17 protein-coding genes, 10 tRNA genes, 3 rRNA genes and 1 other RNA gene are annotated in these 24,891 nt (G+C 47.3%); 30 read left to right on the forward strand and 1 reads right to left on the reverse strand.

Going from position 1 to position 24,891, the window contains the following annotated elements:
* The first annotated feature begins 114 nt into the window (after positions 1–114).
* The 3 genes from NSQ66_RS00580 to argS all read left to right on the forward strand — a co-directional run bounded on the left by NSQ66_RS00580 (position 115) and on the right by argS (position 4,054).
* Positions 115–1,299, forward strand: a complete 1,185-nt coding sequence (locus tag NSQ66_RS00580; RefSeq protein WP_052096708.1) for a sialidase family protein — start codon at positions 115–117, stop codon at positions 1,297–1,299.
* 629 nt (positions 1,300–1,928) lie between these two features.
* Positions 1,929–2,372 (forward strand): DUF1934 domain-containing protein, encoded by a 444-nt coding sequence (locus NSQ66_RS00585; protein ID WP_036679946.1) that lies wholly within the window; start codon positions 1,929–1,931, stop codon positions 2,370–2,372.
* Positions 2,369–4,054: an arginine--tRNA ligase gene (argS, locus tag NSQ66_RS00590; RefSeq protein ID WP_036679944.1), complete on the forward strand. Its 1,686-nt coding sequence runs from the start codon at positions 2,369–2,371 to the stop codon at positions 4,052–4,054. Before NSQ66_RS00585 ends, argS begins: the two co-directional genes overlap by 4 nt.
* A gap of 127 nt (positions 4,055–4,181) precedes the next feature.
* On the opposite strand, the gene NSQ66_RS00595 is transcribed toward argS, so the two are convergent.
* On the reverse strand, positions 4,182–5,348 hold the full coding sequence (locus NSQ66_RS00595) for a S8 family peptidase (protein WP_076100078.1): 1,167 nt from the start codon (positions 5,346–5,348) through the stop codon (positions 4,182–4,184).
* 460 nt (positions 5,349–5,808) lie between these two features.
* On the opposite strand from NSQ66_RS00595, the gene rpoE reads away from it, so the two are divergent.
* From rpoE to NSQ66_RS00730, 27 genes are all read left to right on the forward strand, one after another.
* A complete protein-coding gene (rpoE, locus tag NSQ66_RS00600) occupies positions 5,809–6,357 on the forward strand; it encodes a DNA-directed RNA polymerase subunit delta (protein WP_038568074.1) in 549 nt (182 codons plus the stop codon).
* 325 nt (positions 6,358–6,682) lie between these two features.
* Positions 6,683–8,290, forward strand: a complete 1,608-nt coding sequence (locus tag NSQ66_RS00605; protein WP_036679937.1) for a CTP synthase — start codon at positions 6,683–6,685, stop codon at positions 8,288–8,290.
* Positions 8,291–8,561: 271 nt separating this feature from the next.
* The gene (locus NSQ66_RS00610) at positions 8,562–8,948 is read left to right on the forward strand and encodes a response regulator (RefSeq protein ID WP_036679935.1); all 387 of its coding nucleotides are present in this window, start codon (positions 8,562–8,564) and stop codon (positions 8,946–8,948) included.
* 207 nt (positions 8,949–9,155) lie between these two features.
* Entirely contained in the window at positions 9,156–10,010 is an 855-nt protein-coding gene (fba, locus tag NSQ66_RS00615; RefSeq protein ID WP_036679934.1) for a class II fructose-1,6-bisphosphate aldolase, read from the forward strand.
* A 188-nt stretch (positions 10,011–10,198) separates the two neighbouring features.
* Positions 10,199–11,452, forward strand: a complete 1,254-nt coding sequence (locus NSQ66_RS00620; protein ID WP_036679932.1) for a UDP-N-acetylglucosamine 1-carboxyvinyltransferase — start codon at positions 10,199–10,201, stop codon at positions 11,450–11,452.
* A gap of 164 nt (positions 11,453–11,616) precedes the next feature.
* On the forward strand, positions 11,617–12,969 hold the full coding sequence (rho, locus tag NSQ66_RS00625; RefSeq protein WP_036679930.1) for a transcription termination factor Rho: 1,353 nt from the start codon (positions 11,617–11,619) through the stop codon (positions 12,967–12,969).
* Between the two features lie 25 nt (positions 12,970–12,994).
* Positions 12,995–14,272, forward strand: a complete 1,278-nt coding sequence (locus NSQ66_RS00630) for a radical SAM protein (RefSeq protein WP_036679929.1) — start codon at positions 12,995–12,997, stop codon at positions 14,270–14,272.
* A gap of 121 nt (positions 14,273–14,393) precedes the next feature.
* Positions 14,394–14,591, forward strand: coding sequence for a 50S ribosomal protein L31 (gene rpmE / locus NSQ66_RS00635; protein WP_036679927.1), 198 nt, complete (start codon positions 14,394–14,396; stop codon positions 14,589–14,591).
* Positions 14,592–14,708: 117 nt separating this feature from the next.
* An RNA gene (gene ffs, locus NSQ66_RS00640) (signal recognition particle sRNA large type) lies at positions 14,709–14,977 on the forward strand.
* Positions 14,978–15,114: 137 nt separating this feature from the next.
* Complete coding sequence (gene dnaX, locus NSQ66_RS00645; protein ID WP_036679925.1) at positions 15,115–16,884, forward strand: DNA polymerase III subunit gamma/tau; 1,770 nt, start codon at positions 15,115–15,117, stop codon at positions 16,882–16,884.
* Between the two features lie 47 nt (positions 16,885–16,931).
* Complete coding sequence (locus NSQ66_RS00650) at positions 16,932–17,243, forward strand: YbaB/EbfC family nucleoid-associated protein (protein ID WP_036679924.1); 312 nt, start codon at positions 16,932–16,934, stop codon at positions 17,241–17,243.
* 38 nt (positions 17,244–17,281) lie between these two features.
* Complete coding sequence (gene recR, locus NSQ66_RS00655; protein ID WP_036679922.1) at positions 17,282–17,881, forward strand: recombination mediator RecR; 600 nt, start codon at positions 17,282–17,284, stop codon at positions 17,879–17,881.
* A gap of 137 nt (positions 17,882–18,018) precedes the next feature.
* Positions 18,019–18,270 carry a DUF2508 family protein gene (locus NSQ66_RS00660; RefSeq protein ID WP_036679920.1) on the forward strand — a complete coding sequence of 84 codons (252 nt, stop codon included), beginning with the start codon at positions 18,019–18,021 and terminating at the stop codon, positions 18,268–18,270.
* A gap of 33 nt (positions 18,271–18,303) precedes the next feature.
* The gene (locus NSQ66_RS00665; protein ID WP_038568084.1) at positions 18,304–18,570 is read left to right on the forward strand and encodes a pro-sigmaK processing inhibitor BofA family protein; all 267 of its coding nucleotides are present in this window, start codon (positions 18,304–18,306) and stop codon (positions 18,568–18,570) included.
* Between the two features lie 302 nt (positions 18,571–18,872).
* Positions 18,873–20,430, forward strand: a 16S ribosomal RNA gene (locus NSQ66_RS00670).
* A 124-nt stretch (positions 20,431–20,554) separates the two neighbouring features.
* Positions 20,555–20,671: ribosomal RNA gene (rrf, locus tag NSQ66_RS00675) — 5S ribosomal RNA — on the forward strand.
* A gap of 46 nt (positions 20,672–20,717) precedes the next feature.
* Positions 20,718–20,794, forward strand: a tRNA-Ile gene (locus NSQ66_RS00680).
* A 24-nt stretch (positions 20,795–20,818) separates the two neighbouring features.
* Positions 20,819–20,894: transfer RNA gene (locus NSQ66_RS00685), tRNA-Ala, on the forward strand.
* A 170-nt stretch (positions 20,895–21,064) separates the two neighbouring features.
* Positions 21,065–23,991 (forward strand): 23S ribosomal RNA (locus NSQ66_RS00690).
* Together the 16S, 23S and 5S rRNA genes with 10 tRNA genes alongside form the textbook arrangement of a ribosomal RNA operon.
* 82 nt (positions 23,992–24,073) lie before the next feature.
* Positions 24,074–24,165 (forward strand) — tRNA-Ser (locus tag NSQ66_RS00695).
* 30 nt (positions 24,166–24,195) lie between these two features.
* Positions 24,196–24,272: transfer RNA gene (locus NSQ66_RS00700), tRNA-Met, on the forward strand.
* Positions 24,273–24,280: 8 nt separating this feature from the next.
* Positions 24,281–24,356: transfer RNA gene (locus NSQ66_RS00705), tRNA-Val, on the forward strand.
* Positions 24,357–24,388: 32 nt separating this feature from the next.
* A tRNA-Thr gene (locus NSQ66_RS00710) sits at positions 24,389–24,464 on the forward strand.
* Between the two features lie 14 nt (positions 24,465–24,478).
* Positions 24,479–24,556: transfer RNA gene (locus tag NSQ66_RS00715), tRNA-Asp, on the forward strand.
* 62 nt (positions 24,557–24,618) lie between these two features.
* Positions 24,619–24,691 (forward strand) — tRNA-Phe (locus tag NSQ66_RS00720).
* A gap of 8 nt (positions 24,692–24,699) precedes the next feature.
* Positions 24,700–24,785, forward strand: a tRNA-Tyr gene (locus tag NSQ66_RS00725).
* Positions 24,786–24,790: 5 nt separating this feature from the next.
* Positions 24,791–24,863 (forward strand) — tRNA-Lys (locus tag NSQ66_RS00730).
* The last annotated feature ends 28 nt before the right edge of the window (positions 24,864–24,891 follow it).

The following is a 24,891-nucleotide window of genomic DNA, read 5'->3' on the forward strand; positions in this document are numbered from 1 at the left end:
GGTAACAAATTGTTTCTATTTTGTGATTGTTTAAGGTAGATAGGCCATCATCTCTGGAGGTATAACAGAGTAGGGATTGTAAGTAAGGGTATATACATATTAGGAGGTGTCATCATGAAATGGACGAAAAAGATTCATAAGACGACAATAACCGCCCTCTCGGCGACGCTTATTATGGTATCAGGCTGGAGTGCACCAGTAAGTTCTGTACATGCTGCGGCTGCACCAGCACCAGCGACTTGCGGCACAGGAGATCACGGCTTGCTACAGGCCCTGCAAAACAAGCACTCAGGTGATATATCCACACCGCTTAGCTTTTCTGATGTTCAGTTTTTGAAAGGGAATACCGGACGGGCAGCAGGTAATGGATTTATGATTGGTACCTCTGACGGAGGCTGCCATTTTCAAGAGATCTATCAAGGCCAATGGAGCTTCAAACAATTCGATTTTCCCGATAATGTACATGGCTTTGCTCTTGCTTCTGTAGAGGAGGGGCAGGCTCAATATTTAATCGGTACCTCTAACGGTGGCTCGGAGTGGAAGAGACTTTCGAACAAAGCCGTCAGCTTTGAAAGAATAAATTTTATCGATAGTAAGAAAGGTTTTGCTTATGAGAGAGCCGCAACGTATCACACCAAAGACGGGGGGCTGAGCTGGAGTAAGATTTCCACCCCACCCAATACAAGAGGTGCTTATTTTAGTGACCGGAATACCGGCTGGGCGGTTGTAATCGTGCCGGGAAGCGGGTATCGGGTAATGAAGACCACAGATGGAGGGGCAACTTGGAGCCTTTCACTTAAGGCGGCTTTTGCCGAGCCCGAGTTTGGACAAATCTCCGCTAAGGGAGATCAGGTCGCTGTAGTGCTCTATGGCGGTACGGGGATGAGTCAGACCTCCTACTCGCTGTATGAAAGTGCGAACAGGGGGAAAAGTTGGAATCGTGTGATCGCTCAGGAAACTGCGGGCGGCGGACCTGCGCCAGGAAGTGGCAAGGCTGAATTCAATAAAGGGCCAGCTGCTGGCAAACCTGGGAACCTGCAGCTTGTGGGAAACAGCACCTCCTTTTTAGTGGGGTTTTCCCCAGCAGCAGAGAAAGTGGCGGTTGGACGCTCTTATAACGGCGGTAAGCAATGGACTAATCTTCCGGCGCTCGCTGGTTATGAGGGGGTAATCTCCTTCACTAGTAATAAAGAGGGCTGGCTCGCCATCCGTGAGCTTGATTACTCTTCCTTGTATGTGACCAAAGACGGCGGAGCTTCATGGGAACGCAGGTTTTCTTTGAAAGTGATGACCCAATAATTCTTTACAGTGCAAGAATATAAGTTCCGATGTATTGTGAAAATCGCAAATAGACAGCAGAGCAGCGATTCTCCGGATACTTGGAGAATCGCTGCTCTGTATTTTTGTCGTTGGTATCTTTGCTTGCTTCAATAGTACCCTTATCAGTGCCCTAATCAGATCCCTCATCCTCGGAGGGTTACGGACCCAGATGACGTTATTTGCAAATTTTCGGCCTTTGGGATAGAGTTTCGGACTCCAGTAACACTATTCTCTAGAAAGAGGTTCACATGGGTTGTTTTTTAGGCTAATAGCGACTATGAAGTCCGTTATCGCACCAAATATGGAATCATACTGCGTATAGGGTCATTTATGTCCGATAGGTGCTTGGTAAGTGCAAATATTATCGAAGTAAATGATATACATAGAGAATGGACGTTCAAAGTGTGCTTTTAATCATCAATATGGTAATATTTTATGTGCTTATGAAGATATGCTTGATTCTGTATTGAAATGCTTCTTTGAACTGGATTATAGTGTACAATGGGAAAGCGAAATAGGCCTTTGATTAATATAAAAATGTTTAAGCTTTGCCATTAGACGTTTTTCTTATGCAGAATGCAGAGGCTTGCAGAATGGAGGAACGTGTGATGCCTGAAATACAGTCTGACAAATATGATGTCTCTATTACGCTCGTGAGCCTTCAAGATGGTCAGCGAAATGTTATGGAAGCGAATGGAGAAGTAACATCCAAAGGACCGCATCTATATATTCAATATGAAGAATTAGAGCAGGGTCCTCGCGGGGAGGAAGTTTCTGTTCGTACAACGATAAAGATTGCAGGTAATCAACTGAAGCTAATCCGCCATGGCGGGATTCAGTCAGAGCAGAGCTTTGAAGCTGGACGGCGTCTGCCAGGATTCTACCGCTCGCCATATACGCAGTTCAATCTTTCTACGGAAACGAACAAGCTGGAAGTTGTGCGCGAAGGGCGCTCTTTAACGGTTGCCTGGGAATATGATTTGTACGTTTACGAGGAATTGACAGGAAAGTTCGCTATTAGTTTGCATATACAGGAGGAACCGAAATTATGACACATAGTAAGAATCCGTTAGAGCTTGTAAATGAACGGGTAAAAGAAGCCATCGCCGATGCGATTGTGAATGCTGGGCTGGTTGCACCGGAAGAGGTTCCGGATATTGTACTAGAAGTACCAAGAGATAAGGCGCACGGTGATTTGGCTACGAACGCTGCTATGCAGCTGACCAAAATTGCTAAACGTAATCCACGCCAGATTGCTGAAGCTATTATTGAGCATTTGGATACGAGCAGAGCTTCTATTGAGAAAGCGGAAATTGCAGGACCAGGCTTTATTAACTTTACCCTGTCTAAGAACTACTTGTACCCAATCATCAGCCTTGTTGCTGAGCAGGGGGATGACTATGGCCGTATTAATCTGGGTCAAGGTCAGAAGGTTGAAATGGAGTTCGTCAGTGCCAATCCAACAGGTAGCCTACATTTAGGGCATGCCCGTGGTGCTGCTGTCGGTGATGCGCTGTGTAATGTGCTTGATTATGCAGGTTATGAGGTGACCCGGGAATATTATATTAATGATGCCGGTAACCAAGTGGCTAATCTTTGTAAATCCATTGAAACCAGATACCTGCAGGAGCTGGGTCAAGAGGCAGAAATGCCGGAAGATGGTTACCATGGTGAGGATATTAAGGGTTTTGCGAAGGAGCTTGTGGCAGAAAAGGGCGATACCTTGCTCGAGATGAGCCCTAGTGAGCGCGCTGCTTTTTTCCGGACCTATGGACTTAATAAAGAGTTGGATAAAATCAAACGTGATCTAGGTCTTTTCCGTGTAAACTTCGATATCTGGTTCAGTGAAACCTCGCTGTATGAGAACGGAGAAGTACTGCGCTCGCTGGACGAGCTCCGTGATCGTGGAGAAGTGTACGAGCAAGATGGGGCAACCTGGCTGCAAACGACAAAATACGGCGATGATAAAGACCGAGTCTTGATCAAAAATGATGGCACATATACCTACCTTACCCCGGATATTGCTTATCACAGCGATAAGTATGGCCGCGGTTACGATAAAATGATTAACATTTGGGGCGCTGATCACCATGGTTATATTCCGCGGATGAAGGCGGCAATGTCAGCCCTTGGCAATGATCCTGAGAAGCTAGTGGTTCTGATTGCTCAGATGGTCAGCCTGTTCCAGAATGGTGAAAAGGTCAAAATGTCCAAACGTACCGGCAAAGCGGTTACGATGGAAGATTTGATGGAGGAAGTAGGAATCGATGCGATTCGTTATTTCTTCACCATGCGCAGCATGGATTCTCATCTTGATTTCGATATGGATTTGGCGATCTCTACTTCTAATGAAAATCCTGTATTCTATGTTCAATATGCGCATGCCCGTATTTGCAGTATTTTCCGTCAGGCAGAGGAGCAAGGGATTTCTATCCCTGATTACGCTGAAATTGACTTCTCCAAGCTGACAGCAGTGCATGAATATGACCTGCTGCGAAAAATTGGCGAGCTCCCGGCAGAAATCGCTGTTGCGGCTGAAGGTTATGCTCCACATCGCCTCATCCGTTATGTATATGAGCTGGCTGCGATGTTCCACAGTTATTACAAAGCTGAACGTGTAATTACTGAGGATGCTGCTCAAACCGTGGCGCGTCTTGCACTGCTTGGTGCAACACGTACTACTATTGCCAATGTACTGCGTCTTGTCGGAGTTTCTGCACCGGATCGCATGTAAATCAACAGCAAACGACAAAAAATCCGCCTTCCGGTTTCCGGGGGGCGGATTTTTCTTTGCTGCCGTTCTTCGCACCGGCATCAGCTGCGCTCACGTCAGAGTGACCCACCCGGTGCCCGGGCGGGGTCTACACGTTCGCGGAGACCGAACGCTTCGCCCTTACTCCTGCTCTCAGCAGTCGCAGGGCATCGGCAGAGCCGCCGCCTAGGGATGCGCGGCGTTGCCCCTTGCGTAGCCGCACCGGGGACGCGGTGCGGCGCAAGAGCAGCTTCAGCTCCCTTGGCGTGAGGCCCGGTCGCAGTGCGAGCAGCAATGCGGCGGCTCCCGTGACATGCGAGGTCGCCATGGAGGTGCCGCTCATTTCTTTGTAGCCCTCCTTCAGCCAGCAGGAGGGCACGCCTTCGCCGGGCGCGTATACATCGATATATGAACCGCGATTGCTGAAGCCGGCAACCCGGTGTCTTTTATCGATGGCGCCCACGGCTATCGTCTCGGGATAACGTGCGGGATAGTCCCCGCCACGTTTGCCGTCATTCCCAGAGGAGGCAATGACGGCGATTCCGGCCCGATATGCTTTTATAACCACATTGTGGAGCGCCTTGCTTCTAGTCTTCATTCCAAAGCTCATATTAATGACGTCGATTCGGTTCTGCACACACCAATCAATACCTAGCACAATATCGGACACATAGGCTGATCCACTATGATCAAAGGCCTTGACTGGATATAGCAGCGCTCGCGGCGCCACTCCCATCATTCCGCGATTTCCCCCTGCTGCCGCTAAGGTTCCGGCGATATGAGTTCCGTGCCCGTTATCATCCAGCGGCAGCATCCCGCGGTGTAGTAGGTTGACTCCAGAGGCTAATGAATGCTTCAGATCGGGATGACGGTAATCCGCGCCGGTGTCAATGACGCCGATTTTGACGTGAACTCCGGTTGATTTAGACCATGCCTGAGGAGCATGAATCGCTTTCACCCCCCAAGGGAGCGCGGCGATTCCGCTTTTTTCATTAGCTATGGAATGAATTTGAATCTGCAGATCGTCTTCGACGTTTAGAAGGTCTGCAAATCGGCTCATCAGCTTTCCGGCGGCAGCGGGCACGAAGAAGGCCCGAATCAGCGGAGATACCTGTACTTGACGCAGCTCGGGCTGCTTTGCTTTTAGAGCCTTCCATTGGGAGAAAGCTCCGGCATACTGGCGGGGATCGTTGAAGGTAAGAATACGCCGCTCACCATTTTTTGGGGCAACCGATATTTCTTCAAGAAGCATGTTCCAAAATTTGTAATAGTCCATAGGTTTCGCTGTCCCCCCTCGGTGCCCTGCTGCCATATTGTATGAGCGGAGGGAGGGGTCCGAATGGGAACTTGCCCTTTTTTAAGGAAATGGGCTGCCCAGCGTGTCAAAAGACGGCGCTTTACATAAAATAAACAGAAGAGATTAAAACTCTCTTTGTAACATCCCGTAAGGAGCCGATCCTTGGCGTGGATACAGTCATGCGCGGAGGTCTTCCTCCGCCTTTTTAAATCCCATTTCTGAAAACTTTGGGTGCGGCGACCCTTGCTACAATTACATATCAACTCTTCTTGATGAAGACAGGTTTCCTGTATGGATAATAAGCAGGAGGCTTTTTCTGTTGGGAGGTTCTTGCATTTGACTTGCATTTTGTTGTTAAATAGGTTTTACTTAGTTTTGTTAATGGATATTATTGAAATAAACCGTAATGTGAACAATGCGTGAGAGGAAGTGTCCTTTAGTGAGTACGCCACTCAATTTAAAGCTAGACCCTGAGAAAGTTAAAGAAATGCCAATGGTGGATCTTGCCTTTCTGGTGCTTAAAGCAGCCAATACACCGTATTATTACCGTGATCTGATGGTCGAGGTAGCCAAGTTACGCGGTATGACCGATCAAGAAAGCCAAGATACTATTGCCCAGTTATATACCGAGATTAACATTGACGGGCGTTTTGCCTGTGTCGGAACCAACCTTTGGGGACTGAAACGCTGGTATCCTCTAGAGCGCTCCGATGATCCGGTTGGTAACACTAAACGAGTGCGCATCATCAACGATGAAGACGATGATTTGGAAGATGACGATTTTGCTGATGAAGAAGAAAACTACACAGCTGAAGAAGAGGATTTCGACGCTATCGATGAAGATCGCGACGACCTCTATTCTGACGACGACAGCGAAGAAGAAGTCGACGAAGATGTCGTGATCGATGAAGATGACATAGACGAAGACGATACGGACGAAGACGATGCAGAAGATAGCGACGATGAAGATTCCGAGGATGACAAGTAAGATCAATAATCAGAAGAGTCTTGTCTGTGGCATAATTCCTCCCTTGACAGTGGGGGATCGTCAGAGTAAACTATTGCATGGGCTTATCATGTAAGTTAATAAACGTGTTTTCTAAAATAAAAAGTGCCCCGGTTCTACGGGTGTCACTTTTTTGTTTTTTTAGATGCAAAGTAGCTGTAGATTAATGGAATTTGCGGGATGACGTTTTATGTTTTCCCCGGTGAATTAAACTTTTGATTTCCCCTGTTTTGATGATAGTAAAACGGGTTACGATAAACACCATGTGCCGCTTTTATGTTTGGACTTTATTTAGGAGGGTTTTACAGTGACAAAGTATATTTTTGTAACGGGTGGCGTTGTGTCTTCCCTGGGTAAAGGCATTACCGCCGCTTCGCTGGGCAGGCTGCTCAAGAACAGAGGTCTAAAGGTAACGATTCAGAAATTTGATCCGTATCTTAACGTAGACCCTGGAACAATGAGCCCTTACCAGCACGGAGAAGTCTTCGTAACGGATGACGGTGCAGAGACTGACCTTGACCTTGGGCACTATGAACGGTTTATTGATATCAATCTGTCGAAGAACAGCAATGTGACGACAGGTAAGATCTATTCATCCGTAATCAGCAAGGAACGTCGTGGAGAGTACTTGGGTGGAACTGTACAAGTTATCCCGCATATTACGAATGAGATCAAAGAACGCGTGTTCCGCGCGGGCCGCGAGACTAACTCTGATGTTGTTATCACAGAGATCGGCGGTACTGTAGGGGATATTGAAAGTCTTCCGTTCCTGGAAGCGATTCGTCAAATCAAGAGTGATATTGGCCGGGAAAATGTGATGTATATCCACGTAACCTTGATTCCTTATATCAAGGCTGCTGGAGAAGTGAAGACGAAGCCGACACAGCATAGCGTTAAAGAGCTGCGCAGTATCGGTATTCAACCGAATGTCATCGTGTGCCGTACGGAATATGAGCTTTCCGCAGATATGAAAGCCAAAATCGCACTCTTTTGCGATATTGATGCTAATGCTGTTGTGGAATGCCGCGATGCTTCGACGTTATATGAAGTTCCATTGAACCTTCGTGATGAAGGATTGGACGAGATTGTTGTTAATCATTTGAAGCTTACAACACCTGCGCCAGATATGCGCGAATGGGAAAGTATGCTTAGCCGGATTCAGAAATTAGAGAAGACAGTAGAAATAGCAATTGTAGGTAAGTACGTAGCACTGCATGATGCTTATTTGAGCGTTGTTGAATCACTTTCACACGCAGGTTTTGCTGCGAATGCAGAGGTTAAGATCCGCTGGGTGAACGCAGAGGAAATTACGGATGAGAACGTGGACGAAATGCTGCGTGGCATTGGCGGTATTCTTGTTCCTGGTGGTTTCGGTGATCGGGGAATCGAAGGTAAAATCTCCGCTATTCGTTATGCCCGTGAGCAATTGATACCTTTCTTTGGTATTTGCCTTGGAATGCAGGTTTCTGTAATTGAATATGGCCGTTCTGTTCTTGGACTACAAGGTGCAAACAGCTCCGAAATCGATCCAAATACACAATATCCATTGATTGATTTGCTTCCTGAGCAAAAAGATATTGAAGATATGGGTGGCACTATGCGTCTTGGGTTGTATCCTTGTAAGATTATTCCGGACTCTCTGGCAATGTCTTGCTATGATGATGAACTGGTATATGAGCGTCATCGTCACCGGTATGAGTTCAACAATACTTACCGTGATGAAATTGAAAAAGCGGGACTGGTTATCTCCGGAACTTCTCCGGATGGCCGTCTAGTTGAGATCGTAGAGCTTCCAGAGCATCCGTGGTTCCTCTCGGTTCAATTCCACCCGGAATTCACTTCACGTCCGAACCGTCCGCAACCGCTATTCCGTGAATTTGTCAAAGCCTCTTTGACGCATTCCGAGCAGCAATAATTTATACACAGACAGAAAGAACCCATCGGTTCTTAAATAGTCTAAGAGAGCCTTCATCCGAAGGCTCTCTTTTTGTATTACCCTTTAATAGAAATATTGTAACTGACATTTATTTCATTTTAGACTCTTTATTTACCCATTTTATCCAATTAGCAGGATTTGGACAGTAAAGCACGAATAATAGGTTTCGTATGGAGTAGTTTCTAAAGGGGCCGGTCGCTGTGGAGAGCGCGGTATAGTCAATCTGCCTTAATTTCTGGGAGGGTATCGTATGGAAAAGAAGAAAGTATTAATTGTCGATGATCAGAACGGGATCCGGATTCTTCTTATGGAAGTGTTCAATAGTGAGGGATATACAACATTTCAAGCGGCTAACGGAAAATTGGCATTAGACATTGTTCGCAGCGAGTCACCCGATTTGGTCTTACTCGATATGAAAATACCGGGAATGGATGGACTCGAGATCCTGAAGCATCTAAAGGAGATCAATCCGTCCATTAAGGTCATTATGATGACGGCATATGGTGAACTGGACATGATTAAGGAGGCGACCAAGCTAGGGGCGTTAATGCATTTTACAAAGCCGTTCGACATAGACGAAATGCGCGTAGCGGTAAACATGCATCTTCATAACAAGTCTGTGGATCAATGCAGTTAGAACGGTGATTTCTGTATCGGTCCTATTTCGCGTGGTGACTCCGAAGAGGATGAGTCTAATTGCTATATGGGCTGGATAAAAATCGTCCCACCGGGACATTTTTTTGTTTACCCTATTTAGTATTTGACACAGGATGTGCTATAATAAGCCTGTATGTGATGTCGGTTTAAAAACATAGCCAACCAACATTCTTAGGAGGATGAAACCATGCCATTAGTATCTATGACAGACATGTTGAACAAAGCACTTGAAGGAAAATATGCAGTAGGTCAGTACAACATTAACAACTTGGAGTGGACTCAAGCTATTCTTGGTGCCGCTGAACAAGAAAAATCACCAGTAATCCTTGGTGTATCTGAAGGCGCAGCACGCCACATGGGCGGCTTCACTACTGTTGTTAAAATGGTTGAAGGTCTAATTATTGACATGAATATCACTGTTCCTGTAGCTATCCACCTTGACCATGGATCTAGCTTTGATAAATGTAAAGCAGCAATTGATGCTGGATTTACATCCGTAATGATCGACGGTTCCCATCACCCAATCGATGAGAACATCGATATGACTAAAAAAGTCGTTGAATATGCTCACGCTAAAGGCGTTTCTGTAGAAGCTGAAGTAGGTACTGTTGGTGGACAAGAAGACGACGTTATCGGCGGCATCATGTATGCTAAGCTTGATGAGTGCGTACGTATTGTGAAAGAAACAGGTATCGACACCCTGGCTCCTGCACTTGGTTCCGTTCATGGACCTTACCATGGCGAGCCTAACCTCGGATTCAAAGAAATGGAAGAAATCCGTGACGCTACTAACATCCCAATGGTTCTTCATGGTGGTACAGGTATTCCTGAACATGACATCAAGAAAGCCATCTCCCTGGGTACTTCCAAAATCAACGTGAACACTGAGAACCAAATCGTGTTCGCAAAAGTGGTTCGCGAAGTTCTAGCTGCTAAACCTGATGCTTACGATCCACGTACATTCATCGCACCAGGTCGCGATGCAATCAAAGAAACCGTTATTGGTAAAATTCGCGAATTTGGATCCAACAACAAAGCCTAATCATTGTAGCTTCCGCCTCAGGTGGACAAGCAATTTGTTAAAGGATAGGGCTATTACTCTGTCCAGTTGAATAGTTTGATGAGGAAAGCACACCGCTTAGCCGGTGTCTTTCCATTTTCATCACTAAAAGTCCACAGCACGTATTGCCCACCCAGCTGCAATACACGTAGGGGGAAATTGATAAATCTATGGAAAAATTAATGATTGGCGGTGGACGTCCGCTAGAGGGCGTTGTAACCATCAGTGGAGCAAAGAATAGTGCCATTGCGCTTATTCCTGCGGCAATTTTGGCCGAATCTGAAGTTGTTCTGGATAATTTACCGTCCCTTAGTGATGTAGCCGTTTACTCCGAAATCTTGCAAGAGCTTGGCGCTAATGTATCCTGGTCAGGCAATCAGATGAGAATTGACCCTTCACGTATTGTATCTATTCCAATGCCCAATGGGCCGGTTAAGAAACTTAGAGCTTCGTATTATATGATGGGAGCTCTGCTTGGAAGATTCAAAGAAGCGACAATAGGTCTTCCTGGTGGCTGTAATTTTGAACCTCGTCCAATTGATCAACATATCAAGGGTTTCGAGGCTTTAGGAGCAACAGTTACCAACGAACATGGTTCTATCCATTTATATGCAAAAGAGCTACGCGGTGCGAAGATTTATCTGGACGTATCAAGCGTAGGTGCCACTATAAACATCATGCTGGCGGCTTCACGAGCCAAAGGCTCTACAATTATTGAAAATGCGGCTAAAGAGCCTGAGATTATAGATGTAGCTACCCTATTGAACTCTATGGGCGCTGTTATTAAAGGCGCTGGTACAGAAACCATCCGGATCGAAGGGGTCTCGGAAATGCACGGTTGCCGTCATTCCATTATTCCCGATCGGATTCAAGCAGGAACTTATATGATTGCCGCTGCGGCTACGCGTGGTAATGTGTTGATAGATAATGTTATTCCTAAGCACTTGGAAGCCTTAACAGCCAAGCTTTTAGAGATGGGCGTGGATATTGAAGAGCTTGATGAAAGTATCCGAGTTATAGGTAGAGCTAATTATGAACATGCAGATGTTAAAGCACTGACCTATCCTGGATTTCCTACAGATTTACAATCTCCTATGACAAGTATGCTGACACAGGCAGAAGGGGTTAGTGTGCTTAGCGATTTCGTTTACAGCAACCGCTTCAAGCATGTGCCAGAGTTGGTAAGAATGGGCGCAAAGATTCGTGTTGAGGGCCGATCTGCAATTATTGAGGGCAGTAAACTTAATGCTGCAAAAGTAAAGGCAGCTGATCTGCGTGCGGGTGCAGCCCTTGTCATTGCCGGGTTAACAGTAGAGGATGGTATTACTGAAGTGACCGGCGTAGAGTATATTGATCGTGGTTATGATAATTTAGTGAGCAACCTTCGGCAACTTGGTGCTCATGTTTGGCGTGAGAATGAATAATATTAGGATATCCCGCTTGGAAGGAGTATTAATTTGCGGCCAAACCGCATATTTCCTTCCATTTGGGGTAATACTAACCTAATGAGCATTTTAATAGAATCATATTTTTGCCTAGTAGATAGACTAGGAAGAACTCATTTAAAAATTGAATAGGTGGTTATTACATGGATCTTCAAATTTCCGATCTGGAAGAAATGAAGCTGACCGAGTTATATAAGCTGGCCAAGAAATACCAGATTCCTTATTACGGACAGCTGAAGAAACGGGAACTGATCTTTGCGATCCTTCGGGCACAGGCAGAGCAGAGCGGTCTCATGTTTATGGAAGGCGTACTAGAAATTTTGCCTGAGGGCTATGGATTTCTTAGGCCGATTAACTATTTGCCCAGCGCTGAAGATATTTACATCTCAGCTTCACAAATTCGTAAGTTTGATCTCAGAAGCGGAGATCTTGTGTCTGGTAAATGTCGGACACCAAAAGAAAATGAACGATATTTTGGCCTGCTTCAAGTCAATGCCGTTAATGGCGAGAACCCTGCTAGTGCAGCGGAGCGTCTTCATTTTCCAGCATTAACACCACTTTATCCGCAAGACAAGCTACCGCTTGAAACATCCCCTACTCATTTGTCTACCCGAATAATGGATTTGCTCGCTCCTGTAGGTTTGGGGCAGCGGGGTTTGATTGTAGCACCTCCAAAAGCAGGAAAAACGCTCCTCTTAAAAGAAATTGCCAATAGTATTTCCACTAATAATCCTGAGATTGAGCTCTTTGTATTGCTGATTGATGAACGTCCTGAAGAAGTAACCGATATGCAGCGTTCTGTAAAAGGCGAAGTGGTTGCATCGACGTTTGATGAGCTTCCAGAGAATCATATTAAAGTGGCTGAGCTTGTGTTGCAAAGGGCACTTCGTTTAGTTGAGCACAAGAAGGATGTAGTTATTCTTTTGGATAGCATTACGCGTCTGGCGCGTGCTTATAATCTGGTGGTTCCACCATCTGGACGTACACTAAGCGGGGGGATTGACCCGGCGGCTTTTCACCGGCCGAAGCGGTTTTTTGGTTCTGCACGGAATGTGGAAGAAGGCGGCTCATTAACTATTTTGGCAACAGCATTAATAGATACTGGCTCGCGTATGGATGATATTATATATGAAGAATTTAAGGGTACCGGTAATATGGAGCTTCATTTGGACCGCAAATTGGCGGAACGCCGGATATTCCCAGCTATCGATATTCGTCGTTCAGGTACACGTCGCGAAGAAGTGCTCTTGAGCAAAGAAGAACTGGATACGATTTGGGCGATTCGCAAAAATATGAACGAATCCTACGATTTTGTGGAGGGATTCATCAAAAAGCTGCGTGATACGAAGACTAATGCTGAGTTCTTGGCATCCTTTGACGTTGCCGGGGCAAAAACAACACCAAACGGGACTGCAAGTAACGGGGGCACCTCCAACAGTGGTACAGCTGCTCGTCGTACCACGCGGGCGAAGACACCTTCAGTACCTACAACTTGAGAATTGATAATAAGAGGAGACTAACATGTATTTGGTATATGCCGACGGGCAAGGAAACGTATATGATCATCCCGAACTGTACGGGCTAGCTCGTAGCGGGGATATGATTGTTGAAATGCTGGAGGAAGAATTAATTCCATTACCAGAAGGTGCTACGCTCGTGGGCTTGCCTAGTACACGTGCTGTGGGTATGAATCCTGAGACGGGTGAAATGATGTCTTTGCCGGAAGGCTCGCAGGCTGTCGGAGCGCTGCTGCCGCAAGGCTATACTCGTCTATGTCTTCCTGGTTATGTGAAGACAGATAAGTCTTATAAGCTTCCTCTGTTTGGGTATTCGGCTGTAGTGTGGAAGGATGGCGGGTTCTATGTTGCGGCAGACCCTACCGATAATCCAGAGAAATGGAATCCACTTAATTGTGACAAAGAAGATCTTGAAGTCAGCGTTGGTGAGATGACAGCCAAATATCCTGATAACCGTCTCTATGAGCATCTTTCTAACTGTGCGCTTGGCTATGAATGCCTGACTTCCTCCAATACCTTTTTAGGGCGTTGGGAGGGCGGTGTACCCGTCTCTTATTCATGTAATGCTGGATGTTTTGGCTGTATTTCTGAGCAACCTGATGATAGCGGCTTTGTATCTCCGCAGACTCGGATGAATTTCCGGCCTACGGTCAACGAAATTTCACAAGTTATGTTGGAGCATTTAAAGACGCCTGAATCGATTATCAGCTTTGGACAAGGCTGTGAAGGGGAACCTTCCACGCAGGCAAAACTTATTATAGAAGCTATTCGTGAAGTGCGCTCGATTACTGATATGGGCTATATCAATATCAACACCAATGCGGGATTAAGCGATCATATGCGAGGAATCGTTGATGCTGGGCTCGATTTGATGCGTGTCAGCACAATCAGTGCCCTTGATGACCATTATAATGCTTATTACAAACCACGCGGTTATACATTGGCCAATGTAGAGAAATCTTTGAAATACGCTGCTTCGCAGGGGGTTTACACATCGATCAATTATCTAATCTTCCCTGGAGTGACTGATCGCGAAGAAGAGATTGAAGCGATGCTGGAGTTTGTAAGACGTACTGATCTGAGGCTTATTCAGATGCGTAATCTAAACATTGACCCGGAGAGCTATTTAGAGTTGATTCCTCCTGCCCAGGGTGAAATCCTTGGGATGAAGACGATGCTTGATATTTTCCGCGATGAACTGCCGGATGTAGTTATAGGCTCTTATACACATGTGCCACCAGCAGATATGGCGCGGGCTAAGCGGCGGGGAATCAATATTTAAGCGGCTAAAATGTAAAAATGAAACATATTGCCCAATTCGATATTTCGTGCTAAAATACCACAGTGTAATCATATAACTCTGGGTCCGCATGAGGCTTAGGGCATGAGAGGTGAAATTCAAAATGCAAGAAGCAATTCAACCAAAGTATAATGTAACTAAGGTAACCTGCGCATGTGGCAACACTTTCGAAGCTGGCTCTGTTAAACAAGAGCTTCGTGTCGAAATTTGCTCCAACTGCCATCCGTTCTTCACTGGCAAGCAGAAGTTCCTGGATGCCGGCGGTCGCGTAGATAAATTTAAGAAGAAATATGGTATCTAATTTGAACAGTCGCTTTGCGGCTTAACGGTTAGATTGAGCCCCCAGCTGTATAGCTGAGGGGCTCATTTTATGTCTTGGAGTTGATTTTTGTCCGAGCGTGAGCTATACTTATCTTCGCCGTGCTAGACGGGGAGGTAGCGGTGCCCTGTAACTCGCAATCCGCTGTAGCGAGGTTGAATTCCTGTTAGAGGTGCTATCGATGTGAGGCCTTGGTTCCTACGGGCTGTGTTGACAGTTGGGTCCTCCGCAATGAGTGCTTATGAACCTGGTCAGGTCCGGAAGGAAGCAGCCATAAGTAAGATTACTCTTGTGCCGGAGGGTGGCCTAACTCGAGCAGTCATGTAGGGTTGCCGCTTGGATCGTAGCCATCAATAACAGGTGCACGGTTTATAATTCTGTTTATCATAGCATCTTTGCCACAAGCAAAGATGCTTTTTGTTTTTGGTCAATAGCCGATGAATATAGTATAATAAATTTGCGACAAATGCCGGGAAAGCGGCAGCTTAAGAGAGGGTAATGCATAGTGGAACATATCGCGCTGTACCGTGCTTGGCGGCCGCAGTCGTTTCAAGACATGGTTGGACAACAGCACATTATCCAAACGCTGCAGAACGCAATTCGTGAACAGCGGGTTTCGCATGCCTATCTGTTCAGCGGTCCGCGGGGAACTGGTAAGACAAGTGCTGCTAAAGTCTTAGCTAAAGCGGTTAACTGTGAACGTGGGCCAGGTCCGGAACCTTGTAACGAATGTCCATCCTGCCTGCGAATCGCTGCGGGTAATGTAATGGATGTGCAGGAAATAGATGCGGCATCAAACCGGGGCGTAGAGGAGATCCGTGATCTGCGTGAAAAGGTGAAGTATGCACCTACCGAGGTACGCCGTAAAGTGTATATCATTGATGAAGTGCATATGCTGACTACAGAAGCTTTTAATGCTCTATTAAAGACGTTGGAGGAACCTCCGTCACATGCGATGTTTATTCTTGCGACAACGGAACCTCACAAATTGCCAGCGACAATAATTTCCCGTTGTCAGCGTTTTGACTTCCGTAGAGTGGCGTTAGAAGAACAGACCGCCCATCTGACTGCTATTTGTGAGAAGGAAGGGATTACAGCGGATAACAACGCATTGCAGTATATTGCCCGTCTATCTGATGGTGGTATGCGTGATGCATTGAGCTTGCTGGATCAGATTTCATCCTTTACAGATGGTAATGTTACGTACGAACAAGTGTTAGGAATGACAGGAGGAATTCCCTCCGAGCAATTTGCACGTCTTGCCACTGCCATATTGGAAGGTGATATGGGTCTTCTTCTGGAGCTCGTTGAGCAGCTTATGCATGAAGGTAAAAGTGCAGATAAATGCTTAGAGAATCTCATGTATTATTTCCGAGATTTATTGATGATTAAGATGGTGCCCGAGGCCGATCAATTAACAGAGCGGGTGCTGAATCCTGCTGAATTTAAAGATATGGCCACCGCATTTTCTCGGGAGCGTCTATTTCAGATTGTAGATACAATCAATAAATACCTAGGTGAAATGAAATACGCAACACATCCTCAGACACTGTTTGAAGTGGCGCTGATGAAGCTTTGCAGCTTGCAGCAAGAGGTAAGTCAGAGCGCCGCATTTGCTCCGTTAGGTGAAACAAATGCCGGAGTAGGCGCGAATAATTCGAGTGTTGACTCTGGTGAACTGGATCTTCTCAAAAGACAGATCGCAGCACTGGAGAAGAAGCTGGAACAGGCTATGCAATCCGGTGGTATTTCCGGAGGAGGGCGTGATGGTGCTCCTGCACCGAAATCGCATGCGGTTCCAACACCGCGGGTTTCTTCAGCCTCAAAAATGCCTCCTAACGTAGATAAGTTTATTGCTGGTAAAGATAGTCCCGATTTTGCAGCAATCTATAAACAGTGGAGCCTTGTCCTGCAGGGAGTAAAAGAGGAAAAGGTAACGGTTCATGCATGGTTTGTAGACGGTGAGCCAGTATCGATTATGGAGGATGCGGTGCTTGTTGCATTCAAGAACACGATTCACCGCGATACTACTGAGAAGCCGGCAAACAGACAGGTTATTGAGAGTGTGCTTGCAGCGCGTCTAGGCAAACCTTATAGACTTGTAACCATGATGCTTCGTGACTGGAATGAAGCTGCCCAGAAGTCTGTGGGACAGACTGGCAAAGAAGAACTGCAGCTGGAGCATGAACACGATACTGCAGAAGCTAAACCTGAACCTTGGATTGATGAGGCTATCCAGCTTTTTGGAGAAGACCTTGTTGTCATAAAAGAGTAATATAAACATACTAGCGCTAATTGCGCATTCCAAAGGAGAGACGAAGTATGAATAATATGAACCAAATGATGAAGCAAGTTAAGAAAATGCAGGAGCAAATGCTCAAAGCTCAAGAGGAACTCGGAGGCAAGGTTATTGAGGGTTCATCAGGTGGCGGCGTAGTTACTGTTCAAGTAAACGGCCACAAAAAATTGCTGTCTATTCAAATTAAACCGGAAGCCGTTGATCCGGAAGATGTTGAAATGCTGCAAGATCTTGTAATCACTGCTGTAAATGATGCATTGACTCAAGCTGAAGAGCTTGCTAACAATGACATGGGTAAATTCACTGGTGGAATGAAGATCCCAGGCTTGTTCTAATAGCCCACTCCACTTCAGTCTAAAGGAGAATTATTAATTTGTATTATCCCGAACCGCTAGCTAAGCTGATCGATGCTTTTACGCGTTTGCCCGGGATTGGACCGAAGACAGCCGCCCGGTTAGCTTTTCATGTGCTTAACATGAAAGAGGATGAAGTCATTGATTTTGCAAAAGCGCTAGTAAGCGTCAAACGCAATCTTCACTATTGCTCGGTCTGCTGTAATATTACGGATACGGACCCATGTAAGATATGTCAGGACAAAACTAGAGATCCTTCAGTGATATGTGTGATACAAGACTCTAAGGATTTGGTGGCTATAGAACGAACCAAGGAGTTTAATGGATATTACCATGTTCTTCAGGGTGCAATTTCACCTATGGAAGGTATCGGCCCTGATGATATTCGCTTGAAAGAATTATTGACCCGTCTGAGTGATGAAAGAGTAAGCGAGCTTATTATGGCGACCAACCCCAACATCGAGGGAGAAGCAACGGCGATGTACATTTCTCGTCTTGTTCGGCCGTTTGAGATTAAAATCACCAGGATAGCTCATGGCTTGCCTGTAGGTGGCGATCTTGAATACGCTGATGAAGTTACCTTGTCCAAAGCGTTGGAAGGCCGTCGCGAGCTATTCTAGCAGCTCTATAGTGGTATTTTTCAAAAAGGAAGCCCTCGGGTTTCCTTTTTTTTGTTCTAAGTTTGTCCCTATCCCGATATGAATGAGAATAACGAGATGTGTATTTTGCATCAAAATTATTCTGAGGAGGAATTGAAATGGGATGGTGGAGAGAGCTGTGGCGGGGAGTGGATAAGGAACAAGGCAAAAAGGAAAGTGAGGGATGGGAAACCCTCTTAGAGGTCCGTAAGGCGCATTCAGAATGGGAGAGGGCGTATCTGATGTTCGACGAGGCATTGGGACAGGATCAGATAGATTACGCGATATATATTCTGGAGGCTGCAGAACGTAAATATCAGATACATCTCAAACATGCAAAAAGCTTGGGGTTGAACAGTAGTCAAATATAAGGGCTTATAAATAAATGTATAAGGGGGATCTACATGCTTAGAATGATAGCTATGGGCGTATTGATATTATCTGTTATCTTATTAGGTTTAGTTGTATTTAGAAAAAAGCTGGGTTTTGGGTGGCTAAGTTTATTTGGGGTTCATTTGGTATTGGCTGCACTCGGGATATATGTAGTGAACTTCTCAGGTTTGCTCACGCAGGTGTATATCCCTTTGAACCCTGCAACTATAGGCGCAGTAACGGTTCTTGGGCTTCCTGGCGTGGTTATGTTGCTCGGATTAAGAATAATTTTATTTTAATGCTTGACGTGGCTTTGAAAAATATGATACATTAAGTCTCGCCCGTTTGGACAAGCTGTTGATTAACAACTTGCTGAAACGGTCAAGCAAAAAAATAAATTAAAAAAATGCTTGACGAAAACAAAGGCGCTGTGATATATTATAAAGGTCGCTGCTGACAAGCAACGACGACGAAAGATGAGACATTGATCTTTGAAAACTGAACAACGAGTGAGTGGGAAATCACGTAAGTGATATCCAAAATTAGAGAATTAATTTTCTCGTCAGATGTTTCAAAATGAGCATATCGCTCTTTTCAATACTAATTGGAGAGTTTGATCCTGGCTCAGGACGAACGCTGGCGGCGTGCCTAATACATGCAAGTCGAGCGGAGTTACTTTGAAAGCTTGCTTTCAAAGTAACTTAGCGGCGGACGGGTGAGTAACACGTAGGCAACCTGCCCTTCAGACTGGGATAACTACCGGAAACGGTAGCTAATACCGGATAATTTCTTTTTTCTCCTGAGAGAAGAATGAAAGACGGAGCAATCTGTCACTGAGGGATGGGCCTGCGGCGCATTAGCTAGTTGGTGGGGTAACGGCCCACCAAGGCGACGATGCGTAGCCGACCTGAGAGGGTGAACGGCCACACTGGGACTGAGACACGGCCCAGACTCCTACGGGAGGCAGCAGTAGGGAATCTTCCGCAATGGGCGAAAGCCTGACGGAGCAACGCCGCGTGAGTGATGAAGGTTTTCGGATCGTAAAGCTCTGTTGCCAGGGAAGAACGTCCGGTAGAGTAACTGCTACCGGAGTGACGGTACCTGAGAAGAAAGCCCCGGCTAACTACGTGCCAGCAGCCGCGGTAATACGTAGGGGGCAAGCGTTGTCCGGAATTATTGGGCGTAAAGCGCGCGCAGGCGGCTATTTAAGTCTGGTGTTTAAACCTTGGGCTCAACCTGAGGTCGCACTGGAAACTGGGTGGCTTGAGTACAGAAGAGGAAAGTGGAATTCCACGTGTAGCGGTGAAATGCGTAGATATGTGGAGGAACACCAGTGGCGAAGGCGACTTTCTGGGCTGTAACTGACGCTGAGGCGCGAAAGCGTGGGGAGCAAACAGGATTAGATACCCTGGTAGTCCACGCCGTAAACGATGAGTGCTAGGTGTTAGGGGTTTCGATACCCTTGGTGCCGAAGTTAACACAGTAAGCACTCCGCCTGGGGAGTACGGTCGCAAGACTGAAACTCAAAGGAATTGACGGGGACCCGCACAAGCAGTGGAGTATGTGGTTTAATTCGAAGCAACGCGAAGAACCTTACCAGGTCTTGACATCCCTCTGAATCTGCTAGAGATAGCAGCGGCCTTCGGGACAGAGGAGACAGGTGGTGCATGGTTGTCGTCAGCTCGTGTCGTGAGATGTTGGGTTAAGTCCCGCAACGAGCGCAACCCTTAACTTTAGTTGCCAGCAGGTAATGCTGGGCACTCTAGAGTGACTGCCGGTGACAAACCGGAGGAAGGTGGGGATGACGTCAAATCATCATGCCCCTTATGACCTGGGCTACACACGTACTACAATGGCCGGTACAACGGGAAGCGAAGCCGCGAGGTGGAGCCAATCCCATCAAAGCCGGTCTCAGTTCGGATTGCAGGCTGCAACTCGCCTGCATGAAGTCGGAATTGCTAGTAATCGCGGATCAGCATGCCGCGGTGAATACGTTCCCGGGTCTTGTACACACCGCCCGTCACACCACGAGAGTTTACAACACCCGAAGTCGGTGGGGTAACCCGCAAGGGAGCCAGCCGCCGAAGGTGGGGTAGATGATTGGGGTGAAGTCGTAACAAGGTAGCCGTATCGGAAGGTGCGGCTGGATCACCTCCTTTCTATGGAGAATCGTTCTCTGCAATGAGGACATTCAAATCGGAAGCTAAGCTTCCATAATAGAACCTTCGGGTTCGAACACTCACTCGTGTTCAGTTTTGAAAGAGCAAGTCTCTTTCGCATGCGTTTGGTGGCGATAGCGGAGGGGTTCCACACGTACCCATCCCGAACACGACCGTTAAGCCCTCCAGCGCCGATGGTACTTGGACCGAAGGGTCCTGGGAGAGTAGGACGTTGCCAAGCGGACAACCAATTCATTGGTTGATTCACAATGTTATATATGTTATATGGGCTTTTAGCTCAGTTGGTTAGAGCGCACCTCTGATAAGGGTGAGGTCGGTGGTTCGAGTCCACCAAGGCCCACCATATAACATTATAGAGTAATTTTATGGGGCCATAGCTCAGCTGGGAGAGCGCCTGCCTTGCAAGCAGGAGGTCAGCGGTTCGATCCCGCTTGGCTCCACCATAAATTTTTAAATGAATAACTTTTTTAACTTGATCCTTGAAAACTGGATACCGAAACGAATTTGCGTTTTAGAACATCTTTTAGCAACTTGTGCAAACAAGTAAATGTTATTAGTGAGATGATTCCAAAAGAGAATGTCATCGTATGATATTTTCCTGCGGAAAAATCAAGGTTAAGCTAATAAGAGCACACGGAGGATGCCTAGGCGCCAGGAGCCGACGAAGGACGTGGCGAACAACGAAACTGCCTCGGGGAGCTGTAAGCAAGCTTTGATCCGGGGGTGTCCGAATGGGGAAACCCAGCTGTGGTAATTCGCAGTTACTCATACCTGAATACATAGGGTGTGTAGAGGCAGACCAGGGGAACTGAAACATCTAAGTACCCTGAGGAAGAGAAAACAATAGTGATTCCGTCAGTAGCGGCGAGCGAACGCGGAACAGCCTAAACCAAGGGGCTTGCCTCTTGGGGTTGTGGGACGTCTCACATGGAGTTACAAAGGAATATGGTAGGTGAAGAGGTCTGGAAAGGCCCGCGATAGAGGTAAAAGCCCTGTAACCTAAACTGTGTTCTCTCCGAGACGGATCCCGAGTAGTGCGGGGCACGTGAAACCCCGTATGAATCCAGCAGGACCATCTGCTAAGGCTAAATACTACCTGGCGACCGATAGTGAAACAGTACCGTGAGGGAAAGGTGAAAAGCACCCCGGAAGGGGAGTGAAATAGAACCTGAAACCGTGTGCTTACAAAAAGTCAGAGCCCGATCTATGGGTGATGGCGTGCCTTTTGTAGAATGAACCGGCGAGTTACGTTTAACATGCAAGGTTAAGCCGAGAAGGTGGAGCCGCAGCGAAAGCGAGTCTGAATAGGGCGAATGAGTATGTGGACGTAGACCCGAAACCGTGTGATCTACCCCTGTCCAGGGTGAAGGTGCGGTAACACGCACTGGAGGCCCGAACCCACGTACGTTGAAAAGTGCGGGGATGAGGTGGGGGTAGCGGAGAAATTCCAATCGAACTCGGAGATAGCTGGTTCTCCCCGAAATAGCTTTAGGGCTAGCCTCGGTATAAGAGTAGTGGAGGTAGAGCACTGATTGGGTGCGGGGTCCGCAAGGATTACCAAGCTCAGTCAAACTCCGAATGCCATATACTTATTGCCGGGAGTCAGACAGTGAGTGCTAAGATCCATTGTCAAAAGGGAAACAGCCCAGACCATCAGCTAAGGTCCCCAAGTGTGTGTTAAGTGGGAAAGGATGTGGAGTTGCACAGACAACCAGGATGTTGGCTTAGAAGCAGCCACCATTGAAAGAGTGCGTAATAGCTCACTGGTCGAGTGACTCTGCGCCGAAAATGTAACGGGGCTAAACACACCACCGAAGCTATGGCTAGATACGTATGTATCTGGGGTAGGGGAGCGTTGTGTAGGGGTTGAAGGTGTACTGAAAAGAGCGCTGGACACTACACAAGTGAGAATGCCGGTATGAGTAACGAAAAGATCAGTGAGAATCTGATCCGCCGAAAGCCCAAGGTTTCCTGAGGAAGGCTCGTCCGCTCAGGGTAAGTCGGGACCTAAGGCGAGGCCGAAAGGCGTAGTCGAAGGACAACAGTTTGAAATTACTGTACCACCGTAATCCGCTATGAGCGATGGGGTGACGCAGGAGGGTAGTGACGCGGACTGATGGATGTCCGTCTAAGCAGTGAGGCTGATGTGTAGGCAAATCCGCACATCGATAAGGCTGGGCTGTGATGGGGAGCGAAAATTATAGTAGCGAAGGTCATGATCTCACACTGCCAAGAAAAGCCTCTAGCCAGGAGAAGGTGCCCGTACCGCAAACCGACACAGGTAGGCGAGAAGAGAATTCTAAGGCGCGCGGAAGAACTCTCGTTAAGGAACTCGGCAAAATGACCCCGTAACTTCGGGAGAAGGGGTGCCCCGGTAGTGTGAATAGCACGAGGGGGCCGCAGTGAAAAGGCCCAAGCGACTGTTTAGCAAAAACACAGGTCTGTGCGAAGCCGCAAGGCGAAGTATACGGGCTGACGCCTGCCCGGTGCTGGAAGGTTAAGGGGAGTGGTTAGGGGTAACCCGAAGCTATGAACCGAAGCCCCAGTAAACGGCGGCCGTAACTATAACGGTCCTAAGGTAGCGAAATTCCTTGTCAGGTAAATTCTGACCCGCACGAATGGCGTAACGACTTGGGCGCTGTCTCAACGAGAGATCCGGTGAAATTTTAATACCTGTGAAGATGCAGGTTACCCGCGACAAGACGGAAAGACCCCATGGAGCTTTACTGCAGCTTGATATTGAATTTGGGTACGATCTGTACAGGATAGGTGGGAGCCGTAGAAATCGGAGCGCAAGCTTCGGTGGAGGCGCCGTTGGGATACCACCCTGATCGTATCTAGGTTCTAACCTAGTACCCTTATCGGGTACGGGGACCGTGTCAGGCGGGCAGTTTGACTGGGGCGGTCGCCTCCTAAAGAGTAACGGAGGCGTTCCAAGGTTCCCTCAGAATGGTTGGAAATCATTCGCAGAGTGCAAAGGCATAAGGGAGCTTGACTGCGAGACCTACAAGTCGAGCAGGGACGAAAGTCGGACTTAGTGATCCGGTGGTACCGCATGGAAGGGCCATCGCTCAACGGATAAAAGCTACCCTGGGGATAACAGGCTTATCTCCCCCAAGAGTCCACATCGACGGGGAGGTTTGGCACCTCGATGTCGGCTCATCGCATCCTGGGGCTGAAGTAGGTCCCAAGGGTTGGGCTGTTCGCCCATTAAAGCGGTACGCGAGCTGGGTTCAGAACGTCGTGAGACAGTTCGGTCCCTATCTGTCGTGGGCGCAGGAAATTTGAGAGGAGCTGTCCTTAGTACGAGAGGACCGGGATGGACGTACCGCTGGTGCACCAGTTGTTCCGCCAGGAGCATGGCTGGGTAGCTACGTACGGACGGGATAAGCGCTGAAAGCATCTAAGCGTGAAGCCCCCCTCAAGATGAGATTTCCCAATTAGTAAGACCCCTTGAAGACGACGAGGTAGATAGGTTGGAGGTGGAAGTGCAGCAATGCATGGAGCTGACCAATACTAATCGGTCGAGGGCTTATCCTATACTTAGAATGCAGATTTGTTTCGGATTCAGTTTTCAGGGAGTCAAATTCCTGTTTGGATTGCTGTGGTACTGATATCGTTTGGAGAGATACCCAAGTGGCTATAAGGGGACCCTCTGCTAAGGGGTTAGACTGCGTAAGCGGTGCGTGGGTTCGAATCCCACTCTCTCCGCCATTTTCAATCCATAGCAATACTAATTATTGTGGCGGTGTAGCTCAGCTGGCTAGAGCGTACGGTTCATACCCGTGAGGTCGGGGGTTCGATCCCCTTCGCCGCTACCATAATACCTGGAGGCTTAGCTCAGCTGGGAGAGCATCTGCCTTACAAGCAGAGGGTCGGGGGTTCGATCCCCTCAGCCTCCACCATTTTCATCTTTTTAGAATTGCTTTTACACCGTGCCGGTGTAGCTCAACTGGTAGAGCAACTGACTTGTAATCAGTAGGTTGGGGGTTCAAGTCCTCTCGCCGGCACCATTTTTAATTAATGCGGAACCGTGGTGTAGTTGGCCTAACATGCCTGCCTGTCACGCAGGAGACCGCGGGTTCGAATCCCGTCGGTTCCGCCATTTTTTCCACAAAATGAGTGGGAAGTGTAAGACTTTTCCGCTTAATTGTCATGTAATCTTATGGCTCGGTAGCTCAGTCGGTAGAGCAGAGGACTGAAAATCCTCGTGTCGGCGGTTCGATTCCGTCCCGAGCCACCTTTTTTGGGGGATTAGCGAAGTGGCCAAACGCATCAGACTGTAAATCTGCTCACGTACGTGTTCGGTGGTTCGAATCCATCATCCCCCACCATTTATGAGCCATTAGCTCAGTTGGTAGAGCACCTGACTTTTAATCAGGGTGTCGAAGGTTCGAGTCCTTCATGGCTCATCCCAAACAGAAAGTCATCACCTTAGGG

The sequence above is a fragment of the Paenibacillus sp. FSL H3-0329 genome (assembly GCF_037963285.1).
In the GTDB taxonomy this organism is placed as follows: Bacteria; Bacillota; Bacilli; order Paenibacillales; family Paenibacillaceae; genus Paenibacillus_AQ; species Paenibacillus_AQ odorifer.

What these genes read in the sequence shown, in the direction of transcription:
- NSQ66_RS00580 (WP_052096708.1), top strand. Translation starts at nt 115, where the DNA reads ATGAAATGGACGAAAAAGATTCATAAGACGACAATAACCGCCCTCTCG.
- NSQ66_RS00585 (WP_036679946.1), top strand. Translation starts at nt 1,929, where the DNA reads ATGCCTGAAATACAGTCTGACAAATATGATGTCTCTATTACGCTCGTG.
- argS (WP_036679944.1), top strand. Translation starts at nt 2,369, where the DNA reads ATGACACATAGTAAGAATCCGTTAGAGCTTGTAAATGAACGGGTAAAA.
- NSQ66_RS00595 (WP_076100078.1), bottom strand. Translation starts at nt 5,348, where the DNA reads ATGGACTATTACAAATTTTGGAACATGCTTCTTGAAGAAATATCGGTT.
- NSQ66_RS00610 (WP_036679935.1), top strand. Translation starts at nt 8,562, where the DNA reads ATGGAAAAGAAGAAAGTATTAATTGTCGATGATCAGAACGGGATCCGG.
- fba (WP_036679934.1), top strand. Translation starts at nt 9,156, where the DNA reads ATGCCATTAGTATCTATGACAGACATGTTGAACAAAGCACTTGAAGGA.
- NSQ66_RS00620 (WP_036679932.1), top strand. Translation starts at nt 10,199, where the DNA reads ATGGAAAAATTAATGATTGGCGGTGGACGTCCGCTAGAGGGCGTTGTA.
- rho (WP_036679930.1), top strand. Translation starts at nt 11,617, where the DNA reads ATGGATCTTCAAATTTCCGATCTGGAAGAAATGAAGCTGACCGAGTTA.
- NSQ66_RS00630 (WP_036679929.1), top strand. Translation starts at nt 12,995, where the DNA reads ATGTATTTGGTATATGCCGACGGGCAAGGAAACGTATATGATCATCCC.
- rpmE (WP_036679927.1), top strand. Translation starts at nt 14,394, where the DNA reads ATGCAAGAAGCAATTCAACCAAAGTATAATGTAACTAAGGTAACCTGC.
- NSQ66_RS00650 (WP_036679924.1), top strand. Translation starts at nt 16,932, where the DNA reads ATGAATAATATGAACCAAATGATGAAGCAAGTTAAGAAAATGCAGGAG.
- NSQ66_RS00660 (WP_036679920.1), top strand. Translation starts at nt 18,019, where the DNA reads ATGGGATGGTGGAGAGAGCTGTGGCGGGGAGTGGATAAGGAACAAGGC.
- NSQ66_RS00665 (WP_038568084.1), top strand. Translation starts at nt 18,304, where the DNA reads ATGCTTAGAATGATAGCTATGGGCGTATTGATATTATCTGTTATCTTA.